This window comes from Pseudomonas paraversuta (assembly GCF_904063065.1).
GTDB classification, from domain to species: Bacteria; Pseudomonadota; Gammaproteobacteria; order Pseudomonadales; family Pseudomonadaceae; genus Aquipseudomonas; species Aquipseudomonas paraversuta.
On the sequence record NZ_CAJFCL010000007.1, the window covers coordinates 232,352 to 245,681 of the forward strand.

At 57.7% G+C, this 13,330-nt stretch carries 14 protein-coding genes and 4 tRNA genes; 6 read left to right on the forward strand and 12 right to left on the reverse strand.

Annotated elements, in window-relative coordinates; translation table 11 throughout:
- Positions 1-108: 108 nt before the first annotated feature.
- The 4 genes from JQ845_RS16065 (at position 109) to JQ845_RS16080 (ending at position 2,856) form a co-directional block, all read left to right on the forward strand.
- A complete protein-coding gene (locus JQ845_RS16065) occupies positions 109-738 on the forward strand; it encodes a DUF1780 domain-containing protein (RefSeq protein ID WP_127196777.1) in 630 nt (209 codons plus the stop codon).
- Complete coding sequence (locus JQ845_RS16070; RefSeq protein ID WP_003443848.1) at positions 735-1,262, forward strand: MOSC domain-containing protein; 528 nt, start codon at positions 735-737, stop codon at positions 1,260-1,262. Before JQ845_RS16065 ends, JQ845_RS16070 begins: the two co-directional genes overlap by 4 nt.
- Positions 1,263-1,317: 55 nt before the next feature.
- Positions 1,318-1,491 (forward strand): DUF3094 family protein, encoded by a 174-nt coding sequence (locus tag JQ845_RS16075; RefSeq protein WP_003443851.1) that lies wholly within the window; start codon positions 1,318-1,320, stop codon positions 1,489-1,491.
- A 63-nt stretch (positions 1,492-1,554) separates the two neighbouring features.
- Complete coding sequence (locus tag JQ845_RS16080; protein WP_003443854.1) at positions 1,555-2,856, forward strand: NAD(P)/FAD-dependent oxidoreductase; 1,302 nt, start codon at positions 1,555-1,557, stop codon at positions 2,854-2,856.
- Positions 2,857-3,292: 436 nt separating this feature from the next.
- Here JQ845_RS16080 and JQ845_RS16085 read toward each other — a convergent pair.
- The 7 genes from JQ845_RS16085 to rluD all read right to left on the reverse strand — a co-directional run bounded on the left by JQ845_RS16085 (position 3,293) and on the right by rluD (position 8,391).
- Positions 3,293-3,369: transfer RNA gene (locus tag JQ845_RS16085), tRNA-Pro, on the reverse strand.
- Positions 3,370-3,464: 95 nt separating this feature from the next.
- Positions 3,465-3,540, reverse strand: a tRNA-Lys gene (locus JQ845_RS16090).
- Positions 3,541-3,545: 5 nt separating this feature from the next.
- Positions 3,546-3,622: transfer RNA gene (locus JQ845_RS16095), tRNA-Pro, on the reverse strand.
- A gap of 9 nt (positions 3,623-3,631) precedes the next feature.
- Positions 3,632-3,707 (reverse strand) — tRNA-Asn (locus JQ845_RS16100).
- A 301-nt stretch (positions 3,708-4,008) separates the two neighbouring features.
- The gene (clpB, locus tag JQ845_RS16105; protein WP_003443858.1) at positions 4,009-6,576 is read right to left on the reverse strand and encodes an ATP-dependent chaperone ClpB; all 2,568 of its coding nucleotides are present in this window, start codon (positions 6,574-6,576) and stop codon (positions 4,009-4,011) included.
- Between the two features lie 124 nt (positions 6,577-6,700).
- On the reverse strand, positions 6,701-7,432 hold the full coding sequence (pgeF, locus tag JQ845_RS16110) for a peptidoglycan editing factor PgeF (protein WP_203009253.1): 732 nt from the start codon (positions 7,430-7,432) through the stop codon (positions 6,701-6,703).
- Positions 7,429-8,391, reverse strand: coding sequence for a 23S rRNA pseudouridine(1911/1915/1917) synthase RluD (gene rluD, locus JQ845_RS16115; RefSeq protein WP_003443864.1), 963 nt, complete (start codon positions 8,389-8,391; stop codon positions 7,429-7,431). Before rluD ends, pgeF begins: the two co-directional genes overlap by 4 nt.
- Before the next feature lie 148 nt (positions 8,392-8,539).
- On the opposite strand from rluD, the gene JQ845_RS16120 reads away from it, so the two are divergent.
- A complete protein-coding gene (locus tag JQ845_RS16120) occupies positions 8,540-9,553 on the forward strand; it encodes an outer membrane protein assembly factor BamD (RefSeq protein WP_203009254.1) in 1,014 nt (337 codons plus the stop codon).
- A gap of 118 nt (positions 9,554-9,671) precedes the next feature.
- Positions 9,672-9,902: a PP0621 family protein gene (locus JQ845_RS16125; protein ID WP_003443869.1), complete on the forward strand. Its 231-nt coding sequence runs from the start codon at positions 9,672-9,674 to the stop codon at positions 9,900-9,902.
- A 69-nt stretch (positions 9,903-9,971) separates the two neighbouring features.
- Here the strand turns inward: JQ845_RS16125 and thiO are convergent, their stop codons facing one another.
- The 5 genes from thiO to pilV are packed head-to-tail and all read right to left on the reverse strand — an operon-like array spanning position 9,972 to position 13,244.
- Positions 9,972-11,084: a glycine oxidase ThiO gene (thiO, locus tag JQ845_RS16130; RefSeq protein WP_003443872.1), complete on the reverse strand. Its 1,113-nt coding sequence runs from the start codon at positions 11,082-11,084 to the stop codon at positions 9,972-9,974.
- 32 nt (positions 11,085-11,116) lie between these two features.
- On the reverse strand, positions 11,117-11,518 hold the full coding sequence (locus JQ845_RS16135; protein WP_203009255.1) for a type IV pilin protein: 402 nt from the start codon (positions 11,516-11,518) through the stop codon (positions 11,117-11,119).
- A 9-nt stretch (positions 11,519-11,527) separates the two neighbouring features.
- A complete protein-coding gene (locus tag JQ845_RS16140) occupies positions 11,528-12,070 on the reverse strand; it encodes a pilus assembly PilX family protein (RefSeq protein WP_127196774.1) in 543 nt (180 codons plus the stop codon).
- An 8-nt stretch (positions 12,071-12,078) separates the two neighbouring features.
- Entirely contained in the window at positions 12,079-12,774 is a 696-nt protein-coding gene (locus JQ845_RS16145; protein ID WP_003443878.1) for a hypothetical protein, read from the reverse strand.
- The gene (gene pilV, locus JQ845_RS16150; RefSeq protein WP_003443879.1) at positions 12,771-13,244 is read right to left on the reverse strand and encodes a type IV pilus modification protein PilV; all 474 of its coding nucleotides are present in this window, start codon (positions 13,242-13,244) and stop codon (positions 12,771-12,773) included. Before pilV ends, JQ845_RS16145 begins: the two co-directional genes overlap by 4 nt.
- Positions 13,245-13,330 lie beyond the last annotated feature (86 nt).

The window sequence follows — 13,330 nt, forward strand, 5'->3', positions numbered from 1 at the left end:
GTTAAAGCACACCGCTCAACCCTCCGTGCTTGATGCCCCTGTTGGTGATGCACACGAGTCTACACCGCAGACTTTCAGGAACACCTGTTTCAAGGCTAAGCTGCGTCCATGGACGACTCTGATTATCTGCGCCTGCTCACCATTCAGGCCGAACAGGCCAATGCCTTTTTATCCAATGCCCGCAAGTGGGAGCGTGAGCGTTGGGTCTGCCAGCGCCTGCTCCAGGGCCTGAATATTCCGTATCACTCCGAAGACTTCACCCAGCCCAGCCAGGAACCTCCGGATGTATTGTTTGGCGAGGCCCGCTTTGAAGTGTTCTTTGTACTTGATGAAGGCCGACGCTTGAATGATGAATGGCGTGAAGAGCTCCAGCGCCGCCGCAGCGCCTATTCGCTGAGCCAGCTGGTACGTCGCGAGGCACGACCCAAACGAATTCCGGCGAGCAAGCTACTGCAACGACTGGGCCCTACCCTGCACAAAAAAGCTACCAACTACCGCGAACGCGATATCGATTTAAGTCAATTGGACATCATTGCCTTCTCCAGCCTCAAGCGCGAAGTTCTGGACCTTAACAGCCACTTCCCGCCCCCTACCGAATACTTGCGCATGGGTTGGCGCTCGCTGTCACTGGTGGGCCCTACCTTTGCCCGGGTGTTGTTCGCGCAACCGGATGCGCCGGACTTTTTACGCAATAACCTGGGGCGCAGCATTATTTTCGATGTCGGGATCAGCCTGTGAGCCCGCTGCAGGAACTGCTTGCCGAGGTACCGCAAACCGGCCGCGTGCGCTGGATCGGCGTACGCCCCGAGTCCCGTGCAGACATGCTGGAACTCGACGCCGTGGAAGCCCGCCGCGAAGCCGGGCTGACTGGCGATCATGCGCGCCCGGGGCCCCGCAATGCCCGGCAAGTGACGTTGATTCAATGGGAGCATCTGGCCGTCATCAACTCGCTGATGGGGCGCCCGCAAGATCAGCCGCTGTTGGCCCCGGATTTGCGACGCAATCTGGTGATCAGCGGGATCAATCTGTTCAGCCTTAAAGGCAGGCGCTTCAGGATTGGCCAGGCCATTTTTGAGACCACCGGCTGGTGCCAGCCCTGTGCCCGACTGGAGCAGCGGCTGGGCCCAGGCACTTTCCAGGCAGTGCGTGGCCATGGCGGAATCACGGCCCGGGTAATCGAAAGCGGGATCATTCGTCTAGACGACGAACTGCGGGTCGAGCCATTGCAGCCCAGCGGCTATGCTCCTTTTAATCCCGGTTGAATCACCGCTGTAGCTTTTACACCTCCCGCAACGTCTATCTGACGAGGCCACAATTATGTCCAGCCGCCTGAACCCAGATGATCAAAAGCATGTCGAAGAGTACCTGCAACTGCCACAAAACCAGGTTGAGCGCCGGCCTTTCAGGCCCTTGCTGCTCCTTGGTGTGGTGGTGATCGTGGTCATTGGCATGGGCTTTTTGAGCCGCCTCCTGAGTTATCTGGCGCTATGAGCTGCATTGCGCTCGCCCGGATCGTTGCAACACAGAATTTTTCAAGCCTTGTGAGTGATACCTATGAACCATCGTATTGTTATCGTCGGCGGCGGTGCCGGCGGTCTGGAGCTGGCTACCCGCCTGGGCAAGACCCTGGGCAAACGCGGCAAAGCCAGCGTGATGCTGGTCGATGCCAACCTGACCCACATCTGGAAACCGCTGCTGCATGAAGTTGCGGCAGGGTCGCTGAACTCCTCCGAAGACGAGCTCAACTACGTCGCCCAGGCCAAATGGAACCATTTCGAATTTCAGCTGGGCCGTATGAGCGGGCTGGATCGTGAGCAGAAAAAGATCTCATTGTCGGCAACTCTCGACGAAAATGGTCAGGAACTGGTGCCCGCCCGCGAGCTGGGCTACGACACGCTGGTGATTGCGGTGGGCAGCACCACCAACGACTTCGGGACCAAGGGCGCGGCTGAGCATTGCCTGTTTCTGGATACCCGCAAGCAAGCCGAGCGTTTTCATCAGCAATTGCTTAACCATTATCTGCGCGCCCATGCCGGGCAAACCGATGTGGTCGAGCAGATCAGTGTGGCCATCGTCGGCGCCGGCGCGACCGGTGTCGAGCTGGCCGCCGAACTGCATAACGCGGCACATGAACTGGCCGCATATGGCCTGGACCGCATCAAGCCGGAAAACATGCACATCACCCTGATTGAAGCCGGGCCACGGGTTTTGCCCGCGTTGCCGGAACGCATTGGCGGCCCTGTGCATAAAACCCTGGAGAAGCTCGGGGTCACCGTTCTGACCAACTCAGCGGTGAGCGAAGTGACTGCTGACAGCTTGATCACCAAGGACGGTCAGGTCATTCCTGCGAGCCTGAAGGTTTGGGCGGCAGGGATCCGCGCACCGGGGTTTCTTCAAGAAATTGCAGGGCTGGAAACCAATCGCATCAACCAGCTGGTGGTTCGCCCTACGCTGCAAACCACCCGCGACGACAACATTTTTGCCTTTGGCGATTGTGCTGCCTGCCCGCAGCCGGGTACCGACAAGATGGTCCCACCTCGCGCCCAGGCTGCCCACCAGCAAGCCTCGCTGCTGGCCAAGTCGCTGAAACTGCGGATTGAAGGCAAGTCGCAACTGCCTGATTACCACTACCGTGATTACGGCTCGCTCATTTCACTGTCGAGCTTCTCGGCTGTGGGTAACTTGATGGGTAGCCTGATGGGAAGCGTCATGCTGGAAGGCTGGCTGGCCCGGATGTTTTACATCTCGCTGTACCGCATGCACCAAATGGCGCTGTACGGTACGTTCCGCACCTTGATGCTGATGCTCGGCAGCAGGATCGGACGCGGTACCGAGCCACGACTGAAACTGCACTGATCACCACTAAACCTGCAGGCGCTTGCTCGGGGCATTTTCGAACAGCTCGCGAGCAAGCTCGCTCCTACAGAGCAGGATCGGACGCGGTACCGAGCCACGGCTGAAACTGCACTGATCACCACTAAACCTGCAGGCGCTTGCTCGGGGCATTTTCGAACAGCTCGCGAGCAAGCTCGCTCCTACAGGGGCGGCTGATGCTCAGAGAGCATAATTACGCACCACAAACTGCGCCGGCTTGTTGCACGCCGAATATGTGGGAGCCGGCCTGACCAGGTGTCTTCATTGCTGGCAAGTCAGCTCCCACAAAGCCCCATGCCAACCCGTCCAGTTTTTCGCAGGCATAAAAAAAGCGACCCGAAGGTCGCTTTTTTTATTGGCCGCTGATGAGAATGTCATCAGTGCCTTATTTTCGCACCCGCTACTGCTGGGCTGAAAATGGTCGGGGTAAGGGGATTCGAACTCCTGACATCCTGCTCCCAAAGCAGGCGCGCTACCGGACTGCGCTATACCCCGGTAAAAAAAAGGCACCTTCTAGAGGCGCCTTCTGCGATCAGTGCTTTTGGCCTCTGATCTTAAGATCTAGCTCCAGAACTAACTGAAGCCAAAAATGGTGGGTCGTGTGGGATTCGAACCTACGACCAATTGGTTAAAAGCCAACTGCTCTACCAACTGAGCTAACGACCCAAAAATGGTCGGGGTAAGGGGATTCGAACTCCTGACATCCTGCTCCCAAAGCAGGCGCGCTACCGGACTGCGCTATACCCCGGTTTGAAAATGGCTCCACGACCTGGACTCGAACCAGGGACCCAATGATTAACAGTCATTTGCTCTACCAACTGAGCTATCGCGGAACTACATATTTCAATCTACAACATTGTGACTCTTTGCAACCCTCGTTGACTTCAGCGTATCTCTACGTTGGCGTCTCTGAGGCGGGCCATTCTACAACCTTTCAAACCCTTGTCAACCCTTATTTTTCGTTAGAAGACAATGATTTAGCTCTTCTAGCGGGCTTCTTGGTTTGGGCCAAGTTGCCGTTGCGGGTGACTTACTGCGGGGCGCATCTTACAAGCGTTTTCCTTACAGATCAACACCCTAAGTAAAAAAAGGCCTCGCAATGCGAGGCCTTCCTTAAAACACTGGCGCCGGAGCTTACGCGAAGACGATTTCGTCGTCTTTTACGCTCGCTGTCACAGTGGTGCCAGGCATGAACTGACCCGAAAGAATCAGTTGTGCCAGCGGGTTTTCGATCCAGCGCTGGATCGCACGTTTCAGTGGCCGTGCGCCATATACCGGGTCGTAACCTACTGCGATCAGTTTTTCCAGAGCATCCTTGTCCAGCTCCAGACTCAGATCGCGTTCTGCCAGACGACTGCGCAGACGGCTCAACTGGATCTCGGCAATGCCGGCGATCTGATCACGGGCCAGAGGCTCGAAGATCACCACTTCGTCGATCCGGTTCACAAACTCCGGACGGAAGTGGGTACTCACCGCATCCATTACCGCAGCCCGTTGTGCTTCGCGATCACCCACCAGCTCCTGGATCTGTGCAGAGCCCAGGTTGGAGGTCATCACGATCACCGTGTTGCGGAAGTCCACTGTACGACCGTGGCTGTCAGTCAGGCGACCGTCTTCAAGCACTTGCAACAGCACGTTGAACACATCCGGGTGGGCCTTCTCGACTTCATCCAGCAGGATTACCGAGTAAGGCTTGCGCCGTACAGCTTCGGTCAAGTATCCGCCTTCTTCGTAGCCCACATAGCCTGGTGGCGCACCAATCAGTCGAGCCACGGAATGTTTCTCCATGAACTCGGACATGTCGATCCGCACCATCGCCTCTTCAGTATCAAAGAGGAACTCTGCCAGCGCCTTGCACAACTCGGTTTTACCCACACCGGTCGGGCCCAGGAACATGAACGAGCCGCTTGGACGGTTCGGGTCGCTCAAGCCGGCACGGGAACGGCGAACCGCGTTGGACACGGCCACAACAGCCTCGTCCTGACCAATTACACGCTCATGCAGCAAGCTTTCCATCTTCATCAGCTTGTCGCGCTCACCTTCGAGCATCTTGGATACCGGAATACCGGTCCACTTCGACACGACCTCGGCGATCTCCTCTTCGGTCACTTTGCTGCGCAACAACTGATTCTCAGTTTTGCTGCTGTGCTCGTCGACCATCTGCAGGCTGCGCTCCAGATCGGGAATAACCCCGTACTGCAACTCGGCCATGCGGTTGAGGTTGCCGCTGCGGCGCGCCACTTCGAGTTCCTGACGCGCTTGCTCGATCTTTTGCTGGATCTGGGCAGAACCCTGCACTTCGGCTTTTTCCGAGGTCCAGATTTCTTCCAGGTCGGAATACTCGCGCTCAAGGCGCTCGATTTCTTCCTGCAATTTCTCGAGACGTTTTTTCGCCGCCTCATCCTCTTCTTTCTTCAGCGCCTGAGCTTCAACTTTCAGTTGAATCAAGCGACGCTCCAGACGGTCCAGCACTTCCGGCTTGGAGTCGATCTCCATGCGGATACGGCTGGCAGCCTCGTCGATCAGGTCAATCGCCTTGTCCGGCAATTGGCGATCAGTGATATAGCGATGGCTGAGTTTGGCCGCGGCAATGATTGCACCGTCGGTGATAGCCACCTTGTGGTGAACTTCATAGCGCTCTTTCAGACCCCGCAAAATTGCGATGGTGTCTTCTTCACTCGGCTCTTCAACCAGCACTTTCTGGAAGCGGCGCTCAAGAGCCGCGTCCTTCTCGATATATTGGCGGTATTCGTTGAGCGTGGTCGCACCCACGCAATGCAACTCGCCCCGGGCCAGCGCAGGCTTGAGCATGTTGCCCGCATCCATTGCGCCTTCACCCTTACCGGCACCGACCATCACGTGCAGCTCGTCGATAAACAGGATGATCTGCCCTTCCTGCTTCGACAGTTCGTTAAGCAGCGCTTTCAGACGCTCTTCAAACTCACCGCGAAACTTGGCACCGGCAATCAATGCACCGATGTCCAGCGACAGCAGGCGCTTGCCCTTGAGACCATCAGGCACTTCGCCATTGATGATCCGCTGCGCCAAGCCTTCGGCAATGGCAGTTTTACCCACACCAGGCTCGCCGATCAGGACCGGATTGTTTTTAGTCCGGCGCTGCAACACCTGAATGGTGCGGCGAATTTCATCGTCACGACCGATCACCGGATCGAGCTTGCCTTCTTCGGCACGCTTGGTCAGGTCGATGGTGTATTTATCCAGCGCCTGACGCGACTCTTCGACGTTCGGGTCGTTGACCGCTTCGCCGCCGCGCAAGTTGTTGATGGCGTTTTCCAGGGCTTTCTTGCTCACGCCCTGCCCCAGCAACAACTTGCTCAGTTTGCTGTTGTCGTCCATCGCCGCCAGCAACACCATTTCACTGGTGATGAACTGGTCGCCTTTTTGCTGGGCCAGACGGTCTGCCTGATTCAGCAGACGAGCCAGATCCTGCGACATATTCACGTCGCCAGTAGGATTCTGGATTTTTGGCAACTGATCGAGCTCTTTGGTCAGCTCTTTACGCAGGCTGTTTACATCAAAACCGACTTGCATCAGCAGCGGCTTGATCGAACCGCCCTGCTGATCCAGCAATGCCTGCATCAAGTGCGCCGGCTCAATGGCCGGATGGTCAAGGCCTACAGCCAATGACTGAGCATCGGACAAGGCCAATTGCAACTTGCTGGTTAATCTATCTATACGCATTCGTCACCTTCCTTATGAGCAGGCCGGAGGGATGGAAACTCCTGAATGAAGAAACCTGCCAGATACCATAGTAGATGCGGGCAATTCCGGGAGTTTCAAGCCTGAAGGAAGTGACGTAGATCAGCTAGGCGGTCTTTTCGATCCAGACCAGAGATGCGAAACGGCCAGTACGAGGACTGCGCCGGTAGGAGTAAAAACGCGGGTCGCTCACGGTGCAAAAACCACCGCCGTAGACCGCGCCAATCCCCATGCGAGCCAGACGCAGGCGCGCCAGCTCATAGATATCGGCCATAAAACGACCTTGATTGATGCTGGGCACAAAGGCGGCATCAGCATCGGGCAGGTCATTTATAAAGACTTCCCGCACCTCGGCACCGACTTCAAATGCCTTGGGGCCAATCGCCGGGCCCAGCCATACCAGAATCTCCCGGGGCTCAACATTGAGACTCAGGGCTGCTGCTTCAAGTACGCCTGCTGCCAGCCCGCGCCAACCGGCGTGGGCGGCAGCAACCCGGGTTCCGGCGCGATCGCAGAACAGCACGGGCAAGCAATCTGCCGTCATCGCCGTACAGGCAATACCGGGCGTGGCTGTCCAGCTGCCGTCCGCTTCGACGATACGTTCAGGATTGGCAGGCACGACCACAACCCCGTGAACCTGGCTGAGCCAAGCGGGCTGTACGTCGAAAACATGGGTCAGGCGCTGGCGGTTATGTGCAACGGCTACGGGATCGTCGTCGACATGGTCGCCCAGGTTGAAGCTGTCGAACGGCGCCAGACTGACGCCGCCCGCACGGGTGGTCACACAGGCCCTGATGCCTGCCGGCGCTGGCCAGTCAGGAATCAGGAAGGTGTTCACCCGACAAATGCCTCTCGGTCTTGCTTGAGCAACGTCAACAGCCAGACAAAATCGTCCGGAAGTGGCGATTCCCAGCTCATGCGCTTACCGGTCGTCGGATGATCCAACTCAAGGAAGCGCGCGTGCAGAGCCTGACGCGGGAAGTTTTTCAGGGATTCGACCATCGTCACACTGGCTGCCGGCGGGATACGGAAGCGACCGCCATAGGCAGGGTCTCCGACCAACGGGAAGTTGATGTGGGACATATGCACACGAATCTGGTGCGTACGACCGGTTTCCAGCTTGACCCGCACATGGGTGTGGGAACGGAAACGCTCAAGCACACGGTAATGACTCACCGCCTGCTTGCCGCCTTCCATTACCGCCATACGCTGGCGTTGCTGGCCGTGACGGCCGATGGGCGCATCGATCTTGCCCCCGGCAGTAACGACACCAATGACAATGCACTCATAGATTCGGCTGACACTGCGGCTCTGCAACTGTGTAACCAGTTGCGTCTGCGCCTGGATGGTCTTGGCGACCACCATCAGACCGGTGGTGTCTTTGTCCAGACGGTGCACGATCCCCGCACGCGGTACATTAATAATGTCCGGTACGTGATGCAGCAACGCATTGAGCAAAGTACCGTCGGCATGCCCGGCAGCCGGGTGTACCACCAAGCCGGCAGGCTTGTTGATAACCAGGATGTCATCGTCTTCGTAAACGATATCCAGAGGAATGTCTTGGGCGACCCACTCACCCTGGGCTTCCTGCTCGGCAGTCAACTCCAGGATGGCGCCACCATGCACGATGTCACGGGGGCGGATGACCGCTCCGTCCACAGTGAGGCGGCCGTCTTTGATCCAGGCGGAAAGGCGCGAGCGCGAGTGCTCAGCGAATAATTGTGCGGCGACTTGATCGAGGCGTTGGCCACCCAGTTCGGACGGCACCTCTTCGCGAAGTTGAATTTTCTCGGACATGCTCATCAGGACCGCGCCAAGCCTTTGGTTTCGGCTGCGCGCTTGTGGTTAAATACGGCGTCTTTTGCCCCGAGGCTTTTCACGGGGCGCTCATCATAACAGGACGGACCCGCCCAAGACAGCGGCCGTCATAGGGACGCAAGCCGCCATGCAAGTGAGACACCTGCTGCTGATCGCCATCCTCGCACTGACCGCCGCCTGCTCGTCGACAAAAGAAGTCGTGGACGACAACCTGAGCGAAGTCGAGCTGTACCAGCAGGCGCAGGCCGACCTGGATAACCACAGCTATACCAGTGCTACCGCCAAGCTGAAGGCTTTAGAGTCGCGCTATCCGTTCGGACGCTATGCCGATCAGGCCCAGCTCGAACTGATCTACGCCTACTACAAGAACTCCGAACCGGAAGCTGCCAAGTCCGCTGCCGAGCGATTCATTCGCCTGCACCCACAGCATCCAAACGTTGATTACGCCTATTACCTCAAAGGTTTGACTTCGTTTGACCAGGACGTAGGCCTGCTGGCCCGCTTTCTGCCGCTGGACATGACCAAGCGCGACCCTGGAGCTGCACGCGACTCCTACAACGAGTTTGCCCAGCTCACCAGCCGCTTCCCGAATAGCCGCTACGCTCCCGACGCCAAGCAACGCATGATCTATCTGCGTAACTTGCTGGCTGCGTATGAAATCCACGTAGCCGACTACTACCTGACCCGCCAGGCCTATGTAGCTGCTGCCAACCGTGGTCGCTATGTGGTCGAAAACTTCCAGGAAACCCCTGCAGTCGGCGACGGGCTTGCGGTGATGGTTGAGTCCTATCAGCGCATGCACCTCGATCAACTGGCCAACACCAGCCTCGAAGTACTGAAAGACAACTACCCGAACCACCCAAGCCTGGTTGACGGTCAGTTTGTGCCACAGGTTTCCGACTCGGATAACCGCTCCTGGTTGAGCAAGGCCACACTGGGCCTGATCGAATCCAGCACACCGCTGCCACCGGGTGAAACCCGTGCCAACCTGGATATCAAGAAGCAGTATCAGGATGCCAAAGACGCGATCCCGTCTGATCTGAAGCCTAAAGATGCTGACGGCAATGTCATTCCGGACCCTGAGCCGGAAGGTCCAAGCCGCTCCTGGTTCAGCTACATGACCCTGGGTCTGTTCGACTAATCGTCCAGCCCATGTAAAAAGAGCCCTGCGGGGCTCTTTTTTTATGTTCGATTTGGTCCTGTGCGCCTGCCAATAGCTTGGCTAAACTGGCGCATCTTTTCTCGAATAGCGAATAACCATGCTTCGTTTACTGATCTGGGCTGCTTTGATTGCTGCTGGCGTGTGGTTTTGGCGCAAGTACAAAGCCGGGCTGGCAACCACTAAGAACCCGGTCGACCCGGGTGCTCAACCCATGGTTCGTTGCGCCCACTGCGGAGTTCACCTGCCCCGCGATCGCGCCCTGCACCAGCAGCAAGAGTGGTATTGCACGCAAAACCATCTGGAACAAGGACCAAAGCCCCGGGATTAAAGCCAGCACCCCGGACTTGCGGGAGCCGGCTTGCCGGCAATAGCCGCCAATTGCGGGCTCCCACAGGCTTCAAGCGATATTCTGGATGCGTCCTTGCGGTGCATAGGGCGCCGGATCGATGATCGGTTCACGCCCCAGCAGCAAGTCGGCGAACAACTGACAGGACGCCGGAGCCAGTACCAGCCCATTGCGATAGTGCCCGCAGTTAAGCCACAACCCGCCAACACCTGCGACCCGGCCAATATATGGAATTCCCTCAGGCGAGCCCGGCCGTAATCCCGCCCAATGCCCCACCGGCTGCACACCGGCCAGAGCCGGAATCAGCTCGATCGCAGACGCCTGCAGGCTTTCCAGGGCTGTTCGGGTCGGGGTTTTATCGAAACCTTCGTGCTCGAGGGTGCTACCAATCAAGACATGCCCGTCACGCCGCGGAATCGCGTAGCGTCCTTTGGCCAGCACCATGCAGGACAAGAAGTCAGGTGCGCACTTGTAAAGAATCATCTGCCCTTTGACAGGCACTACCGGCAATTCAAGGCCCAGACTACTGAGCAGTTCACCGCTCCAGGCACCTGCCGCCAGCACCACCTCATCGCCGCGAATGTCCCCCTGAGCCGTGCTCACGCCGCAGACATTCTCGCCCTCACGGATAAACCCCAGAACCTCGCACTGCTCATGGATGGTGACATTGGGCATGGCTTGCAACGCGGCCTTCAGTGATTTAACCAGCCGCGGATTACGCACATTGGCCACTTCGGCCATGTAAATGGCCCTTGAATAACCGCCCCCCAATACCGGTACCGCCCCTTCAACCGCAGAGATTTCGACCGTACTCAAGGGCCGGCCTTCACGCTTGGCCCACACCAGGGCTTGCGCCTCGTCTTCAAGGTCAAGCCAGTACAAACCGGTGGTGTGAACTTCAGGATCAACACCTGTAGCGGCAAACAAACGTTCTGCCAACTGTGGATAAAAGTCCTGCGACCAGTGAGCCAGGGCTGTAACAGCCGGGTTGTAGCGCCAGGGATAAAGCGGAGAAACGATCCCGCCACCGGCCCAGGAGGACTCCTGCCCTACAGCACTCTGGTCAAGAAGGGTTACCTGCCCGACTTCGGCTGCCAGATTGAACGCTGTCAGCAGCCCGATAACGCCGCCCCCTACAATCACTACGCGTTGTTGCTTAGCCATCAATCAACTCAGCCCAAAATGAAAATAAATTGTTAGCGCCCCCAACACTGCCGCACTGTCAGGTCCGGAGCGGCCTGGGTAATTGCGGTCAAACCGGTATGGGCCAAGGTGAAATTCCCACACGCATCGTCCGCCATGGACGAGCCCGCTCTGCGGGTAGCCGTCAGCAAGAAGGCATGATCAGCGAGGTCGTGGGTAATCAGATAGTGCTCGTTGCCCGAACCAAGATTTTCCGCCCCACTGTATAAACCTTTTTTCGTATAAAAACGCTCCAGACTTTGGGATTGCTCCGACAACAAGACCACTATTTGAGCGCGGTAGGCACGCTGGACCGAGCCGCTGTAAACCGGATAAACCACTGCCCCAAGAAAACCGACGATTGCCACCACGATAACGAGTTCGATCAGGGTAAAGCCTGCCCCGTGCCTGCGCATCACGCCCTCCTACTGGATTTGCCGCCACATGATCCTGCTCAATTGCCGGGAGCCTGCCCCACCCTCTTCGGCATCCACGTCCTGATAATGCGCATAAACACTCTCCAGGACGGTACGTGACTGCCCGTACAGGCCAATGCCCGTGACGCGGTACAAACGGGTCAAAGTGGTCGCAGGAAAATCTGCCGGGGCAATGCTCAAACCAAGGTTCTGGACACCGTAGAGCCCATCCGCAGCGCCTATCCAGTGAACTGCGGATACCGGGTGTATTCCGGGTGATAGCTGAGTGCGCACCTCTGCTGGCGGGGCGCATCTTGCAGGTGAGCTGCAGACCGCGATTGCGGACCACTGCAGAGCCACCCAGGACTCACCGCTGCGCAGTGCAGTTTCGGCAGCCTGAAATGAATGATTGGCATGCTGGACGCTGCCGGTCATTTTCTCCTGCTGCACTGCAGTCTCCATGGCGGTCAGGCCAAGCAGAGTGAGTAACAGCAAGAAAACCATACTGGCCAATAGCGCCACGCCGCGTTGCGTGCTCGAAGAAAAACACATGACGCGCCCTACGCCAGTCGATTACGTAGAGCCACCAACACGTTATAGCCCTGATCTTTTACCCGCCCCCCGGGATCTCGCAAGACCAGGGCGATACGCACGCTGCGGATACCGGCCACATCGGCAGGACTGTCTTCATAGCGCAAAACTGACTGCGTGCTCGAGGAATCGGCCACCCCAAAGCTCACGTCAAACGCGGCCACATTGTCCAGCAACACGGCATTATTGGCCCCGGACTTCAATTGCCCGTTTTCAAAACGGTAATGCAGCTCACGCAGGGCAAAGGCTATTTCACCGGGCGCCAGAGACAGTCGCGCCCCGCTGTATGCCTGCGCGAACGTCGTACAGTCGGATATGACGGTCCAGTCGGGCTTTGCCCCCTGAAGGCCTATGTCAGCGCTGATCATATGTAACGACCTGGATCCCTTCGGCCCCTGCCAGGAGATAGGTCTCTGAAAAGCGGAAGGTGCATCAATGATGCGATCAGTCGACAGACACCCGAACATGCCGACCATACGAACTTCCTGAGCGATTTTGCTCAGCACGTAGCGCGCGTCTTCTTGTAGCGACGCGGATGATCGCTGGCTGGCGTAGGTTTCGCGCGCGCTTAAAAAAACTTCGGTCAGCCCCAGCACCACCAGCAAACCCAACCCCAGCGACAGCATCAGCTCAATCAGGCCAAACCCCGCTTCAGGACGCCTCACGACGCACGCTCAATGGCATCTGCTGCCACTCGACTGGTCAGCGTAAAGGTTCGAAGCGAACCGGGGCTATTGCTGGCGCGCGAGTCATCCCACTCCAGGGTGATGGTCACCTGCTGACCACTGAGCGCGATGGCTCCCTTGGCACTTGCACCGCCGAACTGAAGAATATTGCGTTTGAAATCATTCAGATCCTGCCCCAGCACGCTCCCCGGGCCGGCAACCCCCTGCTGCAGGTCCGCCCCTGAAAAACTGTAGTCCGCGCCAGCGTTGGCACGAATCCGATCGAGCATGTCGTAGGCAATAAAATTGGCCTGGGTGCTCATCATTGCGCTGTCAGTGTGTTTGAGGGCATTGAGCTGAGCCACGGCGCCCCCCAGCAGGCCCCCGGATAAAATCAACGTCGCGACCAGAACCTCGATCAGGGTCATTCCGGTTTGACGGTTTTTTTCAGATCGAAACATGTGTGCCATCCCTGAGCATTTTCCTGGCGCCACGTCCTGCGTCGCCATAACCAGAGCCTAGTCTGGCGAGATGGTTCTACATGTAGGAGTGCGCC

Excerpts from the sequence above, each read along its gene's own strand:
- JQ845_RS16065 (WP_127196777.1), top strand. The coding sequence starts at position 109 with ATGGACGACTCTGATTATCTGCGCCTGCTCACCATTCAGGCCGAACAG.
- JQ845_RS16075 (WP_003443851.1), top strand. The coding sequence starts at position 1,318 with ATGTCCAGCCGCCTGAACCCAGATGATCAAAAGCATGTCGAAGAGTAC.
- JQ845_RS16080 (WP_003443854.1), top strand. The coding sequence starts at position 1,555 with ATGAACCATCGTATTGTTATCGTCGGCGGCGGTGCCGGCGGTCTGGAG.
- clpB (WP_003443858.1), bottom strand. The coding sequence starts at position 6,576 with ATGCGTATAGATAGATTAACCAGCAAGTTGCAATTGGCCTTGTCCGAT.
- rluD (WP_003443864.1), bottom strand. The coding sequence starts at position 8,391 with ATGTCCGAGAAAATTCAACTTCGCGAAGAGGTGCCGTCCGAACTGGGT.
- JQ845_RS16120 (WP_203009254.1), top strand. The coding sequence starts at position 8,540 with ATGCAAGTGAGACACCTGCTGCTGATCGCCATCCTCGCACTGACCGCC.
- JQ845_RS16125 (WP_003443869.1), top strand. The coding sequence starts at position 9,672 with ATGCTTCGTTTACTGATCTGGGCTGCTTTGATTGCTGCTGGCGTGTGG.
- thiO (WP_003443872.1), bottom strand. The coding sequence starts at position 11,084 with ATGGCTAAGCAACAACGCGTAGTGATTGTAGGGGGCGGCGTTATCGGG.
- JQ845_RS16135 (WP_203009255.1), bottom strand. The coding sequence starts at position 11,518 with ATGCGCAGGCACGGGGCAGGCTTTACCCTGATCGAACTCGTTATCGTG.
- JQ845_RS16140 (WP_127196774.1), bottom strand. The coding sequence starts at position 12,070 with ATGTGTTTTTCTTCGAGCACGCAACGCGGCGTGGCGCTATTGGCCAGT.
- pilV (WP_003443879.1), bottom strand. The coding sequence starts at position 13,244 with ATGGCACACATGTTTCGATCTGAAAAAAACCGTCAAACCGGAATGACC.